The organism is Pseudomonas moorei (genome assembly GCF_008801475.1).
GTDB classification, from domain to species: domain Bacteria; phylum Pseudomonadota; class Gammaproteobacteria; order Pseudomonadales; family Pseudomonadaceae; genus Aquipseudomonas; species Aquipseudomonas moorei.
Map to the genome: position 1 here is coordinate 19,380 of NZ_VZPP01000010.1, position 15,137 is coordinate 34,516.

At 61.3% G+C, this 15,137-nt stretch carries 13 protein-coding genes; 7 read left to right on the top strand and 6 right to left on the bottom strand.

Annotated elements, in window-relative coordinates; translation table 11 throughout:
- Positions 1-30: 30 nt before the first annotated feature.
- On the bottom strand, positions 31-1,635 hold the full coding sequence (locus F7R06_RS19650; protein ID WP_090316405.1) for a 5-guanidino-2-oxopentanoate decarboxylase: 1,605 nt from the start codon (positions 1,633-1,635) through the stop codon (positions 31-33).
- A 280-nt stretch (positions 1,636-1,915) separates the two neighbouring features.
- Here F7R06_RS19650 and F7R06_RS19655 point away from each other — a divergent pair, with 280 nt between their 5' ends.
- The 7 genes from F7R06_RS19655 to F7R06_RS19690 all read left to right on the top strand — a co-directional run bounded on the left by F7R06_RS19655 (position 1,916) and on the right by F7R06_RS19690 (position 10,101).
- A complete protein-coding gene (locus F7R06_RS19655) occupies positions 1,916-2,821 on the top strand; it encodes a LysR substrate-binding domain-containing protein (protein WP_090316402.1) in 906 nt (301 codons plus the stop codon).
- Between the two features lie 512 nt (positions 2,822-3,333).
- Positions 3,334-4,425: an ABC transporter ATP-binding protein gene (locus tag F7R06_RS19665; protein WP_090316396.1), complete on the top strand. Its 1,092-nt coding sequence runs from the start codon at positions 3,334-3,336 to the stop codon at positions 4,423-4,425.
- A gap of 90 nt (positions 4,426-4,515) precedes the next feature.
- A complete protein-coding gene (locus tag F7R06_RS19670; protein ID WP_090316393.1) occupies positions 4,516-5,628 on the top strand; it encodes an ABC transporter substrate-binding protein in 1,113 nt (370 codons plus the stop codon).
- A 10-nt stretch (positions 5,629-5,638) separates the two neighbouring features.
- On the top strand, positions 5,639-6,511 hold the full coding sequence (locus F7R06_RS19675) for an ABC transporter permease (RefSeq protein ID WP_090316390.1): 873 nt from the start codon (positions 5,639-5,641) through the stop codon (positions 6,509-6,511).
- 7 nt (positions 6,512-6,518) lie between these two features.
- Positions 6,519-7,346 (top strand): ABC transporter permease, encoded by an 828-nt coding sequence (locus F7R06_RS19680; RefSeq protein ID WP_090316387.1) that lies wholly within the window; start codon positions 6,519-6,521, stop codon positions 7,344-7,346.
- 365 nt (positions 7,347-7,711) lie between these two features.
- A complete protein-coding gene (locus F7R06_RS19685; protein ID WP_090316384.1) occupies positions 7,712-8,416 on the top strand; it encodes a hypothetical protein in 705 nt (234 codons plus the stop codon).
- 254 nt (positions 8,417-8,670) lie between these two features.
- Complete coding sequence (locus F7R06_RS19690; protein WP_090316381.1) at positions 8,671-10,101, top strand: aminotransferase-like domain-containing protein; 1,431 nt, start codon at positions 8,671-8,673, stop codon at positions 10,099-10,101.
- 154 nt (positions 10,102-10,255) lie between these two features.
- Here the strand turns inward: F7R06_RS19690 and F7R06_RS19695 are convergent, their stop codons facing one another.
- The 5 genes from F7R06_RS19695 to F7R06_RS19715 form a co-directional block, all read right to left on the bottom strand.
- Positions 10,256-11,056 carry an N-acyl homoserine lactonase family protein gene (locus tag F7R06_RS19695; protein ID WP_090316378.1) on the bottom strand — a complete coding sequence of 267 codons (801 nt, stop codon included), beginning with the start codon at positions 11,054-11,056 and terminating at the stop codon, positions 10,256-10,258.
- A 14-nt stretch (positions 11,057-11,070) separates the two neighbouring features.
- Positions 11,071-12,030 carry a diiron oxygenase gene (locus F7R06_RS19700; RefSeq protein ID WP_090316375.1) on the bottom strand — a complete coding sequence of 320 codons (960 nt, stop codon included), beginning with the start codon at positions 12,028-12,030 and terminating at the stop codon, positions 11,071-11,073.
- A 66-nt stretch (positions 12,031-12,096) separates the two neighbouring features.
- On the bottom strand, positions 12,097-12,855 hold the full coding sequence (locus F7R06_RS19705) for a TauD/TfdA family dioxygenase (protein ID WP_090316373.1): 759 nt from the start codon (positions 12,853-12,855) through the stop codon (positions 12,097-12,099).
- A gap of 21 nt (positions 12,856-12,876) precedes the next feature.
- Complete coding sequence (locus tag F7R06_RS19710) at positions 12,877-13,749, bottom strand: branched-chain amino acid aminotransferase (protein ID WP_090316370.1); 873 nt, start codon at positions 13,747-13,749, stop codon at positions 12,877-12,879.
- 31 nt (positions 13,750-13,780) lie between these two features.
- Complete coding sequence (locus tag F7R06_RS19715) at positions 13,781-15,133, bottom strand: KamA family radical SAM protein (RefSeq protein WP_090316367.1); 1,353 nt, start codon at positions 15,131-15,133, stop codon at positions 13,781-13,783.
- Positions 15,134-15,137: the final 4 nt, after the last annotated feature.

Sequence of the window (15,137 nt, forward strand, 5' to 3'; positions counted from 1 at the left end):
CTGAAAAATTGTTGTTGTTTTAGCCAGCGTTCAATCCGCCAGGAAAGTCGTGGCGTCGACCTCGATCATCAGCGGTTCGCGGGTATCGCCGAGTTGGCCAAGCAGCGCTCGCAAACCGGCGAGATTGCCCGCCCGGTGATGGACGACATGGCAGCTTTGCGCCAGTGCGGCAAAGTCCGGCGTGAGGATGTCGACCCCCAGCAACGGCACCTCGCGGGCGTTCATGTAGTCGCGGATTTCCGCATAGCTGGTGTTGTTCCACAGCAGCAGGGTCACCCCTGCGCCGGCCTCTTTGGCGGCGATCAGTTCGGCGCTGGAAAACTGCAGGCCACCGTCCCCCACCAATGCCACCACCGGACGCAACGGCTGGGCCAGCTTGGCGCCGATGGCCGCGGGCAAGCCGTAGCCCAGGGTGCCGTAGCCGCTGCCGGCGTTGAACCAACTGTTGGGCGTCGGTGCCCGGTAGCCCAAGGCTCCCTGATACACCGGTTGAGTCGAGTCGCCGACGATCAAGGGTTGCGGCAGCGCATCACGGACGGTATCGAGCAGTGCTTGCAGACGACACTGTTTGGCACTCCAGCCAGCGTGTTCGACGGCATTGACTCGCGTCACCCGATCACCGGCCCACGCGGGGTCAGCCTGGCGTTGCGGCAATCGCGCCAACAACGCGCGCAGGCCTTGTTCGGCATCCCCCAGCAGCCCCACCGCCGCCGCTTGCACGCCGAGCACTTGCAGGGGGTCGATGTCCAGGCGGATCAGCGGCGCCTTGAACGCCAAGGGGCCGAGGCCGAAAAAGTCATAGTCGGTTTCCCCCAGTTCGGTGCCGACGGCCAGCACCACGTCCGCCTCGGCGAACAGCTCGCGGCCATGGGCCGAGGACTGCACGCCGTCGAGCAGCAAGGGATGGTCGGGGGCCAGCAGACCGCGAGCGTTGGTGGTCAGCGCGACCGGCGCCTGCAACCGTTCGGCGAGCAAGGTCAGGGTTTCGCTGGAACGACGCGCGCCACCACCGGCGAGGATCAAGGGTCGTTGTGCGTGGCTGAGCAAGCTGACCGCGGCCTCGATGGCTTCGGGGGCCGGGGCCGGTGCCGCGGGCAATGGACGCGGGCGCAGGTCCAGGCCGTCGGCGGACATTTCCAGCACGTCCAGCGGTATCTCGATGTGCACCGGACGCGGCCGGGTGCAGCCAAACAAGGCAAAGGCCCGCGCCAGCACTTCGGGCAATTGGTCCGGGTGCTGCAACGTGTGACTGAAGGCACAAACGCCAGCGACCAACGTACGCTGGTCCGGCAGTTCATGCAGGTGGCCATGGCCCAGGCGCAGGTGTTCGCGGCGATTGCAGGTGGAAATGACCAGCATCGGCACCGAGTCCGCGTAGGCCTGGCCCATGGCGGTGAGGATATTGGTCATGCCGGGGCCGGTGATGATGAAGCACACCCCTGGCTTGCCACTGGCCCGTGCGTAACCATCGGCCATGAAGCCGGCGCCCTGTTCGTGACGCGGGCTGATGTGCTTCAAACGGCTGCCGTGCAAGCCACGATAAAGCTCGACGGTGTGCACGCCGGGAATGCCGAAGACGTGTTCCACGCCATAGCCTTCCAGCAACTGAACGAGCGCCTCGGCACAACGGGTCATGCAGCACCTCTTTGATGATGGGCCAGAGCGACCCGATGACAAGTTGGGCTAGTATTGTTGAACCAACCAATACAACAATCGATTTTTTTTGGCCTGACTGTTCAATTTACGTCACCATATAGCTCTGACCTTTGTGGTGGGAAGCTGGACTGTGCCGCAGGTGGATGGCTCGGCTGACCGATGCAATGGGGGCCGCTGCGCGACCCGGCGGGAGCAAGCTCCCTCGCCACAGGGGGGGCGTGTCGTATTTGGTTTTTTTAACTATTGAGCGGGATGATTTATGCGTTTTCCATCGATGACAGCCCTGCGCGCCCTGGACGCGGTTGCCCGCCTCGGCAGCGTGTCGGTCGCGGCCCGTGAACTGAACCTGACTCGAAGCGCCATCAGCCACCAGATCAGCAAGCTGGAGGAATGCGTCGGTTTTGCCCTGACCGAGCGCATTGGCCGGGGCATCGGCCTGACCTGGCAAGGCGAACGTTATGCCCGGGAGGTGCACGGGATTCTGTTGAACCTGCTCGATGCCGGTCAGTTGGTCGGCGACCAGGAAGTCTCCGGTCGGCTGTGCATCAGTTGCGCACCGGGATTCGCCACCTATTGGCTGTGCCACCACATCGGCGCGTTTTTGCGGCAGTACCCGCAAGTGCAATTGCAGCTGATTTCACCGCGCACCCCGGACGACACTCATAATCCGAATGTCGATCTGTTCATTGCCTACGGGATTGGCGACTGGCCGGAAATGATCGTTGAAGAAATCGTGGCCTTGCGCTTCTTCCCGGTGTGCAGCCCACGGCTGATCAACGCATTGGGCGGGCTCAAAAGCCCGCAGGAACTGAGCAATTACCCGTTGTTGCACATGACCGACTACTCCGACTGGCGCGTCTGGCTGACCGCCGCCGGGGCCTCAGGGGTCAACGCGGTCAGCGGCATTCTGTTCTCCGACGCACACTGCGCGCAGTCCGCCTGCATTGCCGGCCAGGGCATCGCCATCGGTGACAACCTGATCAGCGGCGATGCCTTGTCCAAGGGGCTGCTGGTGCGCCCATTCGACATCACCATCGACCTGCACCGTGGCTACTACCTGGCCGCCGACCCGCAAAAAGCCGACCGCGCAGCGGTCCAGGCCTTCAGCAACTGGGTCAAGACCCAGCTTCAATCCTCGCACCAGACCTGGCAGGACACCCTGTAGGAACCACGCGGTGTGTCAGGCGCTGGCCATGTTGAATGGGCTGGCCCCATCGCGGGCAAGCCACGCTCTCACAGTGTTCGTGGATGTACGCCGAGTCCGTGAACGCCCCAAATTCTGTGGGAGCTGGCTTGCCAGCGATGGCGGTGTGTCAGGCGGCATTGATGCTGAATGTGCCGGCCCCATCGCGGGCAAGCCCGCTCCCACAGTGTTCGTGGATGTACGCCGAGTCCGTGAACGCCCCAAATTCTGTGGGAGCTGGCTTGCCAGCGATGGCGGTGTGTCAGGCGGCATTGATGCTGAATGTGCCGGCCCCATCGCGGGCAAGCCCGCTCCTGTAAGGGTCGACTTTCCTGGCGCAAAAACACGCCGCAATTGAGTAATAAAACTAACCAATAGGCGCAAAATAATTCCATTGATGTAGCGATATTTTTAACAATAATAAGCCCAAAGCCCATTTCGGATTCGCATCCGTCCTCGTACGTCTTATGGGCAATAAAAAGAGGAACCTCATCGTGTCCAGCCGTTCAGCGATTCAGCTCAGCGCACAAGGTATCAGCCAGTATTACGGTCGTTTCGCGGCGCTGGATAACGTCGATCTTGACGTTCGCCAAGGCGAATTTCTTACCCTGCTGGGTCCTTCCGGCTCGGGCAAAACCACCTTGCTGATGATCCTGGCCGGCTTTCTCAGCCCGACATCGGGCAAGCTGATGGAGCAAGGCGTCGACATCATCAAGCGCTCGGCCGAGAAGCGGAACTACGGCATGGTGTTCCAGGGTTATGCGCTGTTCCCGCACATGACCGTGGCGGACAACGTCGCCTATCCGTTGCGCATCCGCAAAGTCGCGGCCGAAGAACGCCAGCGTCGGGTCAAGCACATTCTTGATGTGGTCGGCCTCGGTGCGCACATGCACAAGAAACCCGCTGAAATGTCCGGCGGTCAGCAACAGCGTGTGGCGATTGCCCGGGCGCTGGTGTTCGAACCGGAACTGCTGCTGCTCGACGAGCCACTGTCGGCACTGGACAAGAACCTGCGCGAACAGCTGCAAACCGAATTGCAGCGCATCCACCGTCAGGTCGGGACCAGTTTCGTCTTCGTCACCCACGACCAGAACGAAGCCCTGGCCCTGTCGTCGCGCATCGCGATTTTCAACCATGGCAAGCTGACGCAGGTCGACACCCCGGAAAACATCTACAACCGCCCCGAAAGCCGTTTCGTCGCCGAATTCCTTGGCAAGATGAACCTGTTCCCCCTGGCCGACATGTCCCGCAACGGCCCCACCGCCAGCGGCCGCTGCGGCACCAGCATCCTCCATGCCCTCGCCCCGGCCCCCCTGAGCAAAGAGCCCATCGTGCTGGCCGTGCGCCCCGAGCACATGGAACTGCACAGCGAGTGCCCGACCCGCGACGGCTACAACGTCATGCCTGCACAGCTCACCGACAAGGTCTATCAAGGCTCCAGCACTCACCTGGCCTTGAAGGTCGGCGGCGATACCTTGCCGATCAACCTCTCCGTGCCCGGCAACCACCCTGGCGCATCGATGCCCAGCGGTGCGCCCGTGTGGTTGAGCTGGCCGGTGCAGCAAAGCTTCCTGCTACAGGCCTGACACCGAAAAAATTTGCGTCACAAAGCTCTCTTCCAACGACAACAAAAAGGCCGGTGCCCACGCAGGTGCCCGCCGACTGAGGACTTGTCCATGCGCCAGGATCACCAACAAGACTGCATCGAAGTGCTTATCGAAAAGGCCCGTGACGGCCAGATCAACCGTCGCACCTTCATCCAGGCCATGGGCCTGCTGGCAGCGGTGCCCCTGGCACTGCGCAGCGGCATCAGCTGGTCGGCCGACAAGCCGCTGGTGGTGGTCAACTGGGGCGGCGATGCCCTGAATGCATTCCGTTCGGCATGGACCGACACCTTCACCAAAAACACCGGCATTCAAGTGCGCATCGACGGCGCCGGCCCGACCGAGGGCGCGATCCGCTCGCAACTGGCCAGCGGCCAACCGAGCTGGGACGTGGTCGACGTCGAGAGCTACAGCGCTCTCGTGCTGGGCCGCGAAAAAATCCTGCAACCGCTGGACTACAACCTGATCAAGCGCGACCAGGTGGCCCCGGCGCTCGCCTCGGATTTCGGCATCGCCAGCTACCAGTTCAGCTACGTGATGGCTTGGGACAGCGCCAAATTTGGCGACAACGGCCCCAAGACCTGGGCCGATTTCTGGGACGTGAAGAAATTCCCCGGCAAACGCACCCTGTACAAGTGGATGAACGGGATGCTCGAAGCGGCGCTGCTCGCCGACGGCGTACCGGCCGATCAGCTGTACCCGCTGGACGTGCCACGGGCCATGAAGAAGATCGACGAGATCAAACCTCACGTGCTGTCGTTCTGGAGCTCGGGCGCCGAGAGCCAGCAACTGATGGTCGACGGCGAAGTGTCGGTCGGCGCGATCTGGCACACCCGCGCCAAGCTGCTCAGCGAAGACACCGACAACCGCGTGCGCTGGAGCTTCGACAACGGCTTCATCAACTCCAGCAGTTGGGCGGTGCTTTCCGGCAACCCGGCCGGCACGCAACCGACGATGCAGTTCATCCAGCAAGCGTTGCAACCCGAAGGCCAGCTCAAACTCTTTGAACTGCTGGGCAACGGACCGTCGAACAGCGCCACGGAAAAAATGATGACGGCCAAGCAACTGGAAGCCAACTGCGCCTCCGAAGCCAACCTGAAAAAACAGATCGCCCTCAACGCCCAGTGGTACGCCGACAACTACTCCAAAGCCCTGGAAGAGTACCTGACGCGGCTGTCCAAGTGAGCCATCGATCATGACCATGACCCTGACGTCCACCTTGAGCAAACCCAAGCCCCGGTTCAGTTCGCCGGGCCTGGAGCGCGGTTTGCTGCTGTTTCCGCTGCCGGTGTTGCTGCTGATTTTCTACGTGCTGCCATTTCTCGGTGTGGTCGGCTGGAGCTTCTCGCTGCCGACGCCGGGCATCGAGCAATACCAGCGCATCGCCACCGACCCGGCGATTCACGAAATGCTCTGGCGCACCCTGCGCCTGTGCATGACAGTCAGTTGCCTGGCCCTGGTGATCGGTTATCTGCTGGCGTACTGCTGGGTGTTCAGCCCGCCGTTCTGGCAACGGGTGGTGGAGATCTGCATCTTCATTCCGTTCTGGATTTCCGTGCTGGTGCGGGCCTTTGGCTGGTTGATCGCCCTGCGCAGCAACGGCGTACTCAACAACGGCCTGATGGGCATGGGATTGATCGATCAGCCACTGCAACTGAGCCGCAATGAAATAGGGGTGGTCATCGGCATGCTGCACGTGATGATCCCGTACGCAGTGTTCCCGCTGCTGTCGACCATGCGCCAGCTGGATCAACGGGTGCTCATGGCCTCGCGCGGCCTGGGTGCCGGTGCCCTGCGTACCTTCTGGCAGGTGCTGCTGCCGCAGACCCTGCCGGGGATACTGGGTGCCTTCATCATGGTCTTCGTGTTCTGCCTGGGCTTCTTCATCACCCCGGTGCTGTTGGGCGGCGGGCAAACGGTAATGATCGCCGAATACGTGTTCCTGCAAATGTTCCAGACCAGCAATTGGGGCCTGGGGGCGACACTGAGCGTGGTGCTGCTGGCCCTGGTCAGCGCGTTGATCTGGGTGTTGCTGAAAATGACCCGCGTGAACCGACTGGTAGGCTGAGATCACTATGAATACCCATCGCACAAGCCTGAGTACGCGGCTGCTGGCCGTGATCGCCATGGCCTTCATGCTGTTCCCGCTGCTGACGGTCATTCCGGTGTCCTTCACCAGCAAACGCTTCCTGTCGATGCCCGAGGGCAACTGGTCGCTGCGCCACTACGAGGCGCTGGTCAGCAACCCTGACTGGTTCCATGCCATCAGCCAGAGCCTGAGCATCGCGTTTGCCACCAGCATCATCGCCACGTTGCTGGCTGCCAGCTTCAGCCTCGGTATCTGGTACATGCGCTCGAAACTGGCCACGGCGCTGATCGGCCTGGTGCTGTTGCCGATGGCGATTCCGCCGGTGATCTCCGCGTTGGTGCTGTACTTTATGGAAACCAAACTCGGCAGCTACGCACCGGGGATCGGTTATGACACCCCGACCGGCGTGGTGATTGCCCATGTGATCATGGTCGTCCCATACGGCGTAGTGACCATGCTGGTGGCCCTCAGCCAGATTGACCGGCGCATCGAACTGGCCTCGCGCAACCTCGGCGCCAGCCTGATGCAGACCACCTTCATGGTGATCCTGCCCAACCTGAAACTGGGCCTGGCCTCCACCGCGCTGCTGGGGTTCGCCCTGTCGTGGGAAGAGGTGGCGGTGACGCTGTTCATCACCAGCGTCAACGTCGACACCCTGCCCAAACGTATCTGGAGCGGCTTGCGCGATAACGTCGACCCGAGTGTCGCGGCGATTTCGGTGTTGTTGATCTCGCTGACCCTGCTGGTGCTGATCGGGCGGTTGGTGGTGCAGCATCTGGCGGACAAACGGGCGCAGAAGCTGTTGCATCGGTAAACATGTCGCAACCGAAACCAAAGGCCCCGCTTCGTTATGAACCCGGGGCTTTTTGCATTTGCGCCGCCCCTGTAGGAGCGAGCCTGCTCGCGATGGCCTCACGGGCAACGCGTTCATCCAACATGAACGTGTAATCGTTGACGTCCATCGCGAGCAGGCTCGCTCCTACAGGGCACCGCGTTTATCCCGCTTGAGCGCGTAATCGTTGACTTCCATCGCGAGGCTCGCGCCTACAGAAGTGCAAAAAATGACCAGCCGCCTGTTGATCCGTGACAACGCCGCCCCGGTCCAATAGATTAGTCGGCCTGAAAAGGCCCCCGTGCTTTCTCGCCTCTATTCAAGTTAAAAGAAGTAGTGAATTTTCAATGTCCGATTCCAACACCGCTGAATCCGTAGTCACCTTGTCGTCCAAAGCGGAATACGAAAACTCCATCAATCTTTCACAACACGTGCCTCAGGCGAAAACCATCAGTGAGATGGTCCTGGACGCTTTTCAATCGAGCCGTGAAAGCGATCAGATCCGTGAGCTGCGCGCCGCGATTCGCCAGGCCCACGACAGCTTCGACGATGACAAGGCTTACGAGCTGATGGGCCAGCTCAAGCAGCTCAAGGACGCCGAAGCGGCCGACATCGCAGCCCTGGAAGACCTGAGCAGCAAGTTCCCGATCAGCCGCATTCTCTCCAGCTTCAAGGACGACCCGGCGTTTCAGGAGATCGTTTACGGGCTGGCGTTGAAGGTGTTGAACCAGACGCACCAGGCCATCAGCAACCCGAGCAGCGGCAAGAGCAAGGCGGCGCGGGCCAAGAAAGACGTCGAAGTGTTCACCATCAGCAAGGACGGCATGAGCGTGACCCTGCCGCTGCGCACCCCGCGTTCGCGCTTGAACCTTGACCGTGAAGCCCTGGAGTTCCTGGGCTTTACCTTCGTTGGCGAAGGCGATGAAGCGGAGCTGGAAAGCGAAACGTTCCTGGACAGCACGGGCGCGGAACAAGCGGTCAACCGCAAAAACATCATCACCGCCCTGCAGCAGCAAACCGCGTTCGACGGTTACAGCATCGCCGCGCAGTAATCCGATACACCCTCGGCTTGCCCTGTAGCAAGGGGGCAAGCCCCTCGCCACAAGACCTCATCGCCTCATTTAAGAGCCCCGCCCCAGCGCGGGGCTTTTTATTGCCCGTGATTCCTCGCAATCCGCGATTACTCTTCCAGAATCGACGCCAGAACCACCTTCCCTTAACCCTTGAGCACCACGGGTCCGCCTGCGGGAAGGCGTCAACTCACTTTCCAGCTCAAGACCTCAGTGGTGCGATTGCTGAGGTCATCATGAACACGACGCCCTTGTATCGTCAGTTAGCCCACCATTACCTGGATGCCATCCGCAGCGGCACCCTGAAAACCGGTGAACGATTTCCCTCGATTCGGCTGATGATGGAAAAGCACGCCGTCAGCCTGTCAACCGCGGTGCAGGTGTGCCGCGAGCTGGAAGACTACGGGGTGCTGGAAGCACGGCCACGTTCCGGCAACTACATCCGCCAGCCCGACACACCGGTCAAGCCCGCGCCCGCCGCCCCGCCACCACCTCTGGACACCGGGATCTATGTCGGCATTCATGAACAGGTGTCCTCGGTGCTCAAGGCCAGTCAGCGGGCGACGATCAAGGTCAATTTCGCCAGTGCCTACTGCGCACCGGAGCTGTACCCGATCAAGACCCTGCAAGACAACATGATCAAGGCGCTGCGTCACGATCAGCATTTGCTCGGTGCCGCCGGCTCGACCTGCGGCAACAGCGCATTGCGCAACATCCTGGCCCGCCGGGCGCTGACCACCAAGACCAACCTCACGGCCGATCGCATCGTGATCACCAACGGTGCCACCGAAGCGATCAATCTGGCATTGCGCGCCGTGACCCGGCCCGGCGACACCGTGGCCGTGGAATCGCCAACCTTTTACGGCCTGCTGCAAATTCTCGAAAGCCTGAATCTGCGGGTGCTGGAAGTCCCGGCCACGCCCCACAGCGGGATCAATCTGCTGGCCCTCGAACAACTGCTGCAAGGCCCGGAACCGATCAAGGCGCTGATCGTCATGCCCAACCTGCACAACCCGCTGGGCAGCGTCATGCCCGATGCCAACAAGGCGCGGCTGGTTCAGTTGTGCACCGAACACAACACCGTACTGATCGAGGACGACACCTACGGTGATCTGGTGGACACCGAGCAGCCGTTGTCCACGCTCAAGCACTGGGATAGCACCGGCAACCTGATCTATTGCGCCTCACTGAACAAAACCCTGGCGCCGGGCCTGCGCCTGGGCTGGATCAGCGCCGGGAGATGGCACGACCGCGTGGAGATGCTCAAACATACCCAAACCCGCTGTTGCGAGGCGTTGTCGCAACTGGCGGTCAGTGCCTTCATGGGGACACCGTCCTATGAGCGTTACCTGCGGCGTTTGCGCAAAACCCTGACACAACAGCGCCAGCAGATGAGCGCAGCCATCACCCGCTACTTTCCCGAAGGCACCGGCGTGACCCACCCGCAAGGCGGTACGTTGCTGTGGGTGGAACTGCCGCGCGAGCACTCGGCCATGGCGTTTTTCCATGAGGCGCTGAAGGTCGGCATCCAGATTTCCCCTGGGGATATCTTTTCCAATGCCAGGCGTTTCAATCACTTCGTGCGCATTGGCTGCGGAGCGCCGTATTCAGCAAAAATCGACGAGGCGCTGCAGACCTTGGGCCGTATCCTGAAGAACCATGGCTAACCCACAGGGGATTGTCACTGAACACAGGATTCGAGCACGACCACCATCAACTGGGGGGGCTGGCTTGCCGGCGATGGCGTCGTGTCAGTCACATCGATGGTGAATGTGCCGCCGCCATCGCGAGCAAGCTCGCTCCTACTGGTTTGGGTTTTCTTCAGGTCGGGGACTGGTGCAGGCTGATGATGTGCGGGTCGTCGTTCCAGTGCGGGAAGCGTTCGGCGATCAGTGGGTCGTGACCGGGAATCACGTGGTCTTCGCTGTCGGCCAGGCGGTCGATTTCGCTGAAGGCTTCAAGGGTCTGCGCCAGGTCGTCGAGGATCGGGAACGGGCTGCGCTCACGGATGTTGACCCACAAATGCGCGGCGTCCGAGGCCAGCACGATCCATCCTCGCGCGGTATTGACCCGCACCACCTGACTGCCGGGCGTATGCCCTCCCACGGGGTGCAGCGTCACACCGGGCATCACCTCGACCGTACCGCTGTGCAAGCGCATCCGCCCTTCGAACAACGGCGGCAGCGCCGACATCACATCGTCGACCTCGTAGGTTTTATTCACCGTGCGATGAGCCATTTTCGGCCCGGTGCAGAAGCGCAGTTCCGCTTCCTGCAGATGCACCGTGGCCTTGGGAAACAGGGCGAGATTGCCGGCATGGTCCCAGTGCAGATGCGTCAGGATCAGGTGCTCGACCTGCGCCGGATCGATGTCCAGTTGCCGCAGGGATTCTTCCGGCAGGCGATACATCTGACGATTGCGCCGATCCGCCGTGGCCGGTTGAAAACAGGTGTCGACCACGATCACCTGCTGCTCGTTGCGGATGACCCAGAAGTAGTAATCCAGCGGCATCGGCGCATTGGGATCACCACAGCAGGCGTCGTAAAGGAAATTCTCCCGTGCGGTGCGCTGGGCATTGGCGCCGACACGGATGGCGAACACTTCGTACACAGGAACTGACATGGGCGCCTCCGGGTTCAGGCCGCTGCGGTGGTTTTGAGGGTCGGACGAAAATCGAAATCGATCTGCTCGCTGATGCCCAGATCCTGCGCCAGACGATGCAGACCGCTGTAGTCGCGCATGATGGTGGCGTTCTTGTTGCTCTCGCGGGTGTCGGCAATGATCTGCGCGGCGTCTTCGACCCCAAGCTGCGTCAGAATCGCCTCCCACATCGAGTAGTCCTGGGCGATAAAGGCACTCAGCGCTTGCGACAAAGTACGAGCGAAAAATGCCCGCTGAGGCGGCTGCATGTTGCCGTACATCACCTTGGCCACTTCGGCCAGCACCTTGCTGTGGGCGTACTCGTCGCGATTGTGCTGTTCGGCCACGCGACGGTTCTGCGGCTGGATGGTCTGGTCGTCAGCCAGCAGGTCCAGATAGGCGTTGACGCTGATCTCGGCCACCACCGCAAAGGTGATCGCCGCCAGATCCTTCTGCCATTGCTCGGTCAGCGTTTCACGCAGGGCCAGCAGGCGCAGATAAGTGACGGACGGCGGCAAGTCCAGATCCTGATCCAGCGCCCGCTCCAGCCTGGTCCGTTCGATGGCCCGCAGGTGCATCAGCGTGTGGTAATGCTCGTCGATCAGGGTTTGCTGCATCGCCTCGCGGAAATGCCAGTCGTCCTTGCCCAGGTACTGGTTGGCAATGACGCTCAGTGCCGGATTCACGACGTGTTCTTCGGCGGTGACGGTGCGCAGGTTGTAGCCGATCCAGCCCCAGGTCACCACGCGGCTCTTGAGCGCTTCGCTCAAGGCCTGGAATTTGGGGTGATGGAAAAACGGCACCATGCCCTCGGGGTAATCCGGGCGCGCCGGGTCGAACACTTCATCGACCGACCACTTGTCCGGCGAGCAGACGGTGGCGCGCCGGGTCCAGGCCTGATTGAGCCGCACGATCAGTTGATGATCGACCTTGGCGATCTCGATTGCTGTTTGCATGATGCGATACCTGTAAGACGCGTACCCACAAGGGGTACGCCAAAAGAATGAAGGGCGACGGAAAAATCAGGCCAGCCAATAGCGGGTCAGGTGGCGCGCCGGGTCAGTGTAACGGCTGCGGGCGTGGATCATCCGCCAGTTGTCCCAAATCAGCATGCACCCGTCGGGAATCAGCACCGGAATGTTGTGCTCAACGAAATACGCCTCGCCGAGTGCTGCAAACCGGGCCAGGGGCGAGGTGCTGTTGACGACCCGGGATTGCTGCAAGGCTTCCTTGGAAGGATTCACATCGCCGTAGTGAAACTGGTTGTAACTGAAGCGGAAAATGTCGCCCTCTTCTGTCGGCGTCAGGATGTACTCCTTGACCCGGCACTGCGCGGGTTCGCCAGGTTTGGCGGTGGCGACGAACTCCACCGGCGTGTCATTCAACCACTCGCGCAACTCCGGTTCACTGCGTTCCAGGGACCTCAGGAATTCGTAACCGTCCACCAGCCCGGTGTGCCCGCCACCGCAGGTCGCCTGCTTGTGACAATGCAGAGCCAGGTAACGCGGTGGCGGTCCGTATACCGGCGCTTCGGTATGCGGGCCGATGCCGTTCATGCTCTGGGAGTACGGCAAGTCTTCGTAGCCCGGCTTGCGGGTAATGGCAAAGGCCACTTGCCCGTTGAACTGCGGAATGACCGGGCCGAACTCATGCAATGTGCCGGTCACGTCATGGGCGAACTCGCCGGGGGTCAGGACAGTCCAGCCACGGGTCGACAATTCTTCATGGCGATGATCGAGTGAGACGTAAGGTTTGGACGCAACAATCCCTTGATTTGGCATGGTGTGATTCCTGGCGGTTGATCAGGCGTTTACGGTTGAGGTGTACGCGGCAATGAACTGGCGACAGGCATCACCCGGTCGATAGTGCTGCTCATCGATGCTTTGCACGGGGGTGATTTCGGCGGCGGTGCCGGTGAGAAAACACTCATCGAAGTCGCCCAGTTGCGCAGGCAGAATCGTCGCTTCGACCACCTGGTAATCCAGGGCCCTGGCCAGCTCGATCACGGTCTGCCGGGTAATGCCGTTGAGGAAACAGTCGGGCACCGGCGTGTACAGCGTCCGGCCTTTGACGAAGAACACGTTGGCGCTGGTGGCTTCGGCGACGTGGCCGCGCCAGTCGAGCATCAAGGCGTCGTGGTAACCGCTGTTTTCCGCGTCGTGCTTGCTCAGTGTGGCGATCTGGTAATGCCCGGACGCCTTGGCCTCAAAAGGACTGCTGCTCGGCGGTGGACGTCGCCAGGTGGCGGTCTTCAACCGGATACCGGCCATGCGCGCCGCCGGATCGAAATAGCTCGGCCATTGCCAGCAAGCGATGGCCACATGCACACGGTTGAAGCGCGCCGAGGTGGAAATCATCTCGCTGCCGCGCCAGGCCACGGGTCGCAGGTAACCGTCGCTGACGTTGTTGCGTTGCAGCAGTTCATGGCTGGCCGCTTCCAGTTCGGCCAGTTCGAACGGAATGGCGAAATCCATCAATTGCGCCGAGCGATACAGACGCTCACTGTGTTCGCGCAGCTTGAAGATCTTGCCGTTGTAGACGCGCTCCCCTTCATACACCGTGCTCGCGTAATGCAAGCCGTGACTGAGCACATGCAGGCGCGCTTGCGACCACTCGACGAACTCGCCGTCGAGCCAGATCCATCCTTCGCGTTGATCAAACGGGATACCACTCATGTCCTTGTCTCCCCTGTGTTCAAGATTCGTCCTACGCCGTTTGCAGCAGGACCGGTATCAATTCGGGCGCTGACTCAAGCAACCGCTCAGGCTCGTTCTGAAAGAAAAACCTTCGCTCGCCAAAGGCGGGCTGCAAGTCATCGAACCAGGTCACCTGCGGGTCGAAGCGCGCGTAAAAGGTGCGCAACACCCATTGCGGATCGCGGGCCTGGAGGAACTGCAGGACAAAGACTTTTTCCCCGGCGACGGTCTCGATGCCATTGATCAGCACCTTGCCGTAGAAGGTGCTCATGGACGGCCCGCGCACCGTGCGCGCCAGGCCCGACACCGTGCGGTACGCGGCCTGGAAGATTTCGAATGCCCGGGCCAGCGGCATCGCGAAGTAATGGCTGGGGCCGGTGTCGCGCTCGACGAACATGTAATAAGGCACCGCCCCGAGCCGAACGCCTTCGGTCCATAGCGCCGCCCAATCGGCAGGGTTTTCATTGATATGGCGGATCACCGGCGCCTGCATGCGCAGGGTGGCGCCCGTGGAGCGGATGCGTTCGACAGCCTGACGGGCGATGTCCTGGCGGATCTCCACCGGGTGGTTGTAGTGGCCCATGATCGACAGGTTTTTCCCGGCCGCGACGATCCGTTTGAACAGCGTCAGCAGCTGCGGCGCGTCCTTGTCGCTGACGAATCGTTGCGGCCAATAGGCCACCGACTTGGTACCGATGCGGATGCTTTTCAGGTGGGGCAGTTCCAGCAGTGGCTCGATGTACCCGGCCAGGGATCGGCTGTTCATGATCAGCGGGTCGCCGCCGGTGATCAGCACGTCGGTGACCTCGGTGTGCACTCGCAGGTAACTCACCAGTTCCTGGGATTCGCGCGCATTGAACTTGAGTTCTTCTTCGCCGATGAACTGCGCCCAACGGAAACAGAAGGTGCAGTACGCATGACACGTCTGACCGGCACCGGGGAAAAACAGCACGGTCTCGCGGTACTTGTGCTGAATGCCTGGCAGGACTTTTCCGTCGAGGGTGACGCCGTTGTGCGTCAGTTGCCCTGCCGGGTGCGGGTTCATGCGCAGCCAGATCGCCTCGATCCTTCGCTTGATGGCCGCGCTGTCGTCCTGCTCGATCAACTGCTTGAGCGATTGGTACTCGTCTGGCAGCAGCATGTCCTTGTGGGGAAAGGTCATGCGGAAAATCGGATCGTCCGGAATGTTGTTCCAGTCGATCAGTGTTCCCAGCACGTATTCGTTGGTGCGAAACGGCATGACCCGGGCCACCACGGTCATGGCCTCCTGCAACGCCGGCGTCAGCCGCTGCCAGTAAGGCGTGTCGCGGATGGTGCGGGAGTTATAGGGTTTGTATCTTTCGTGCTCCGACAGTCCTTGCATGGCA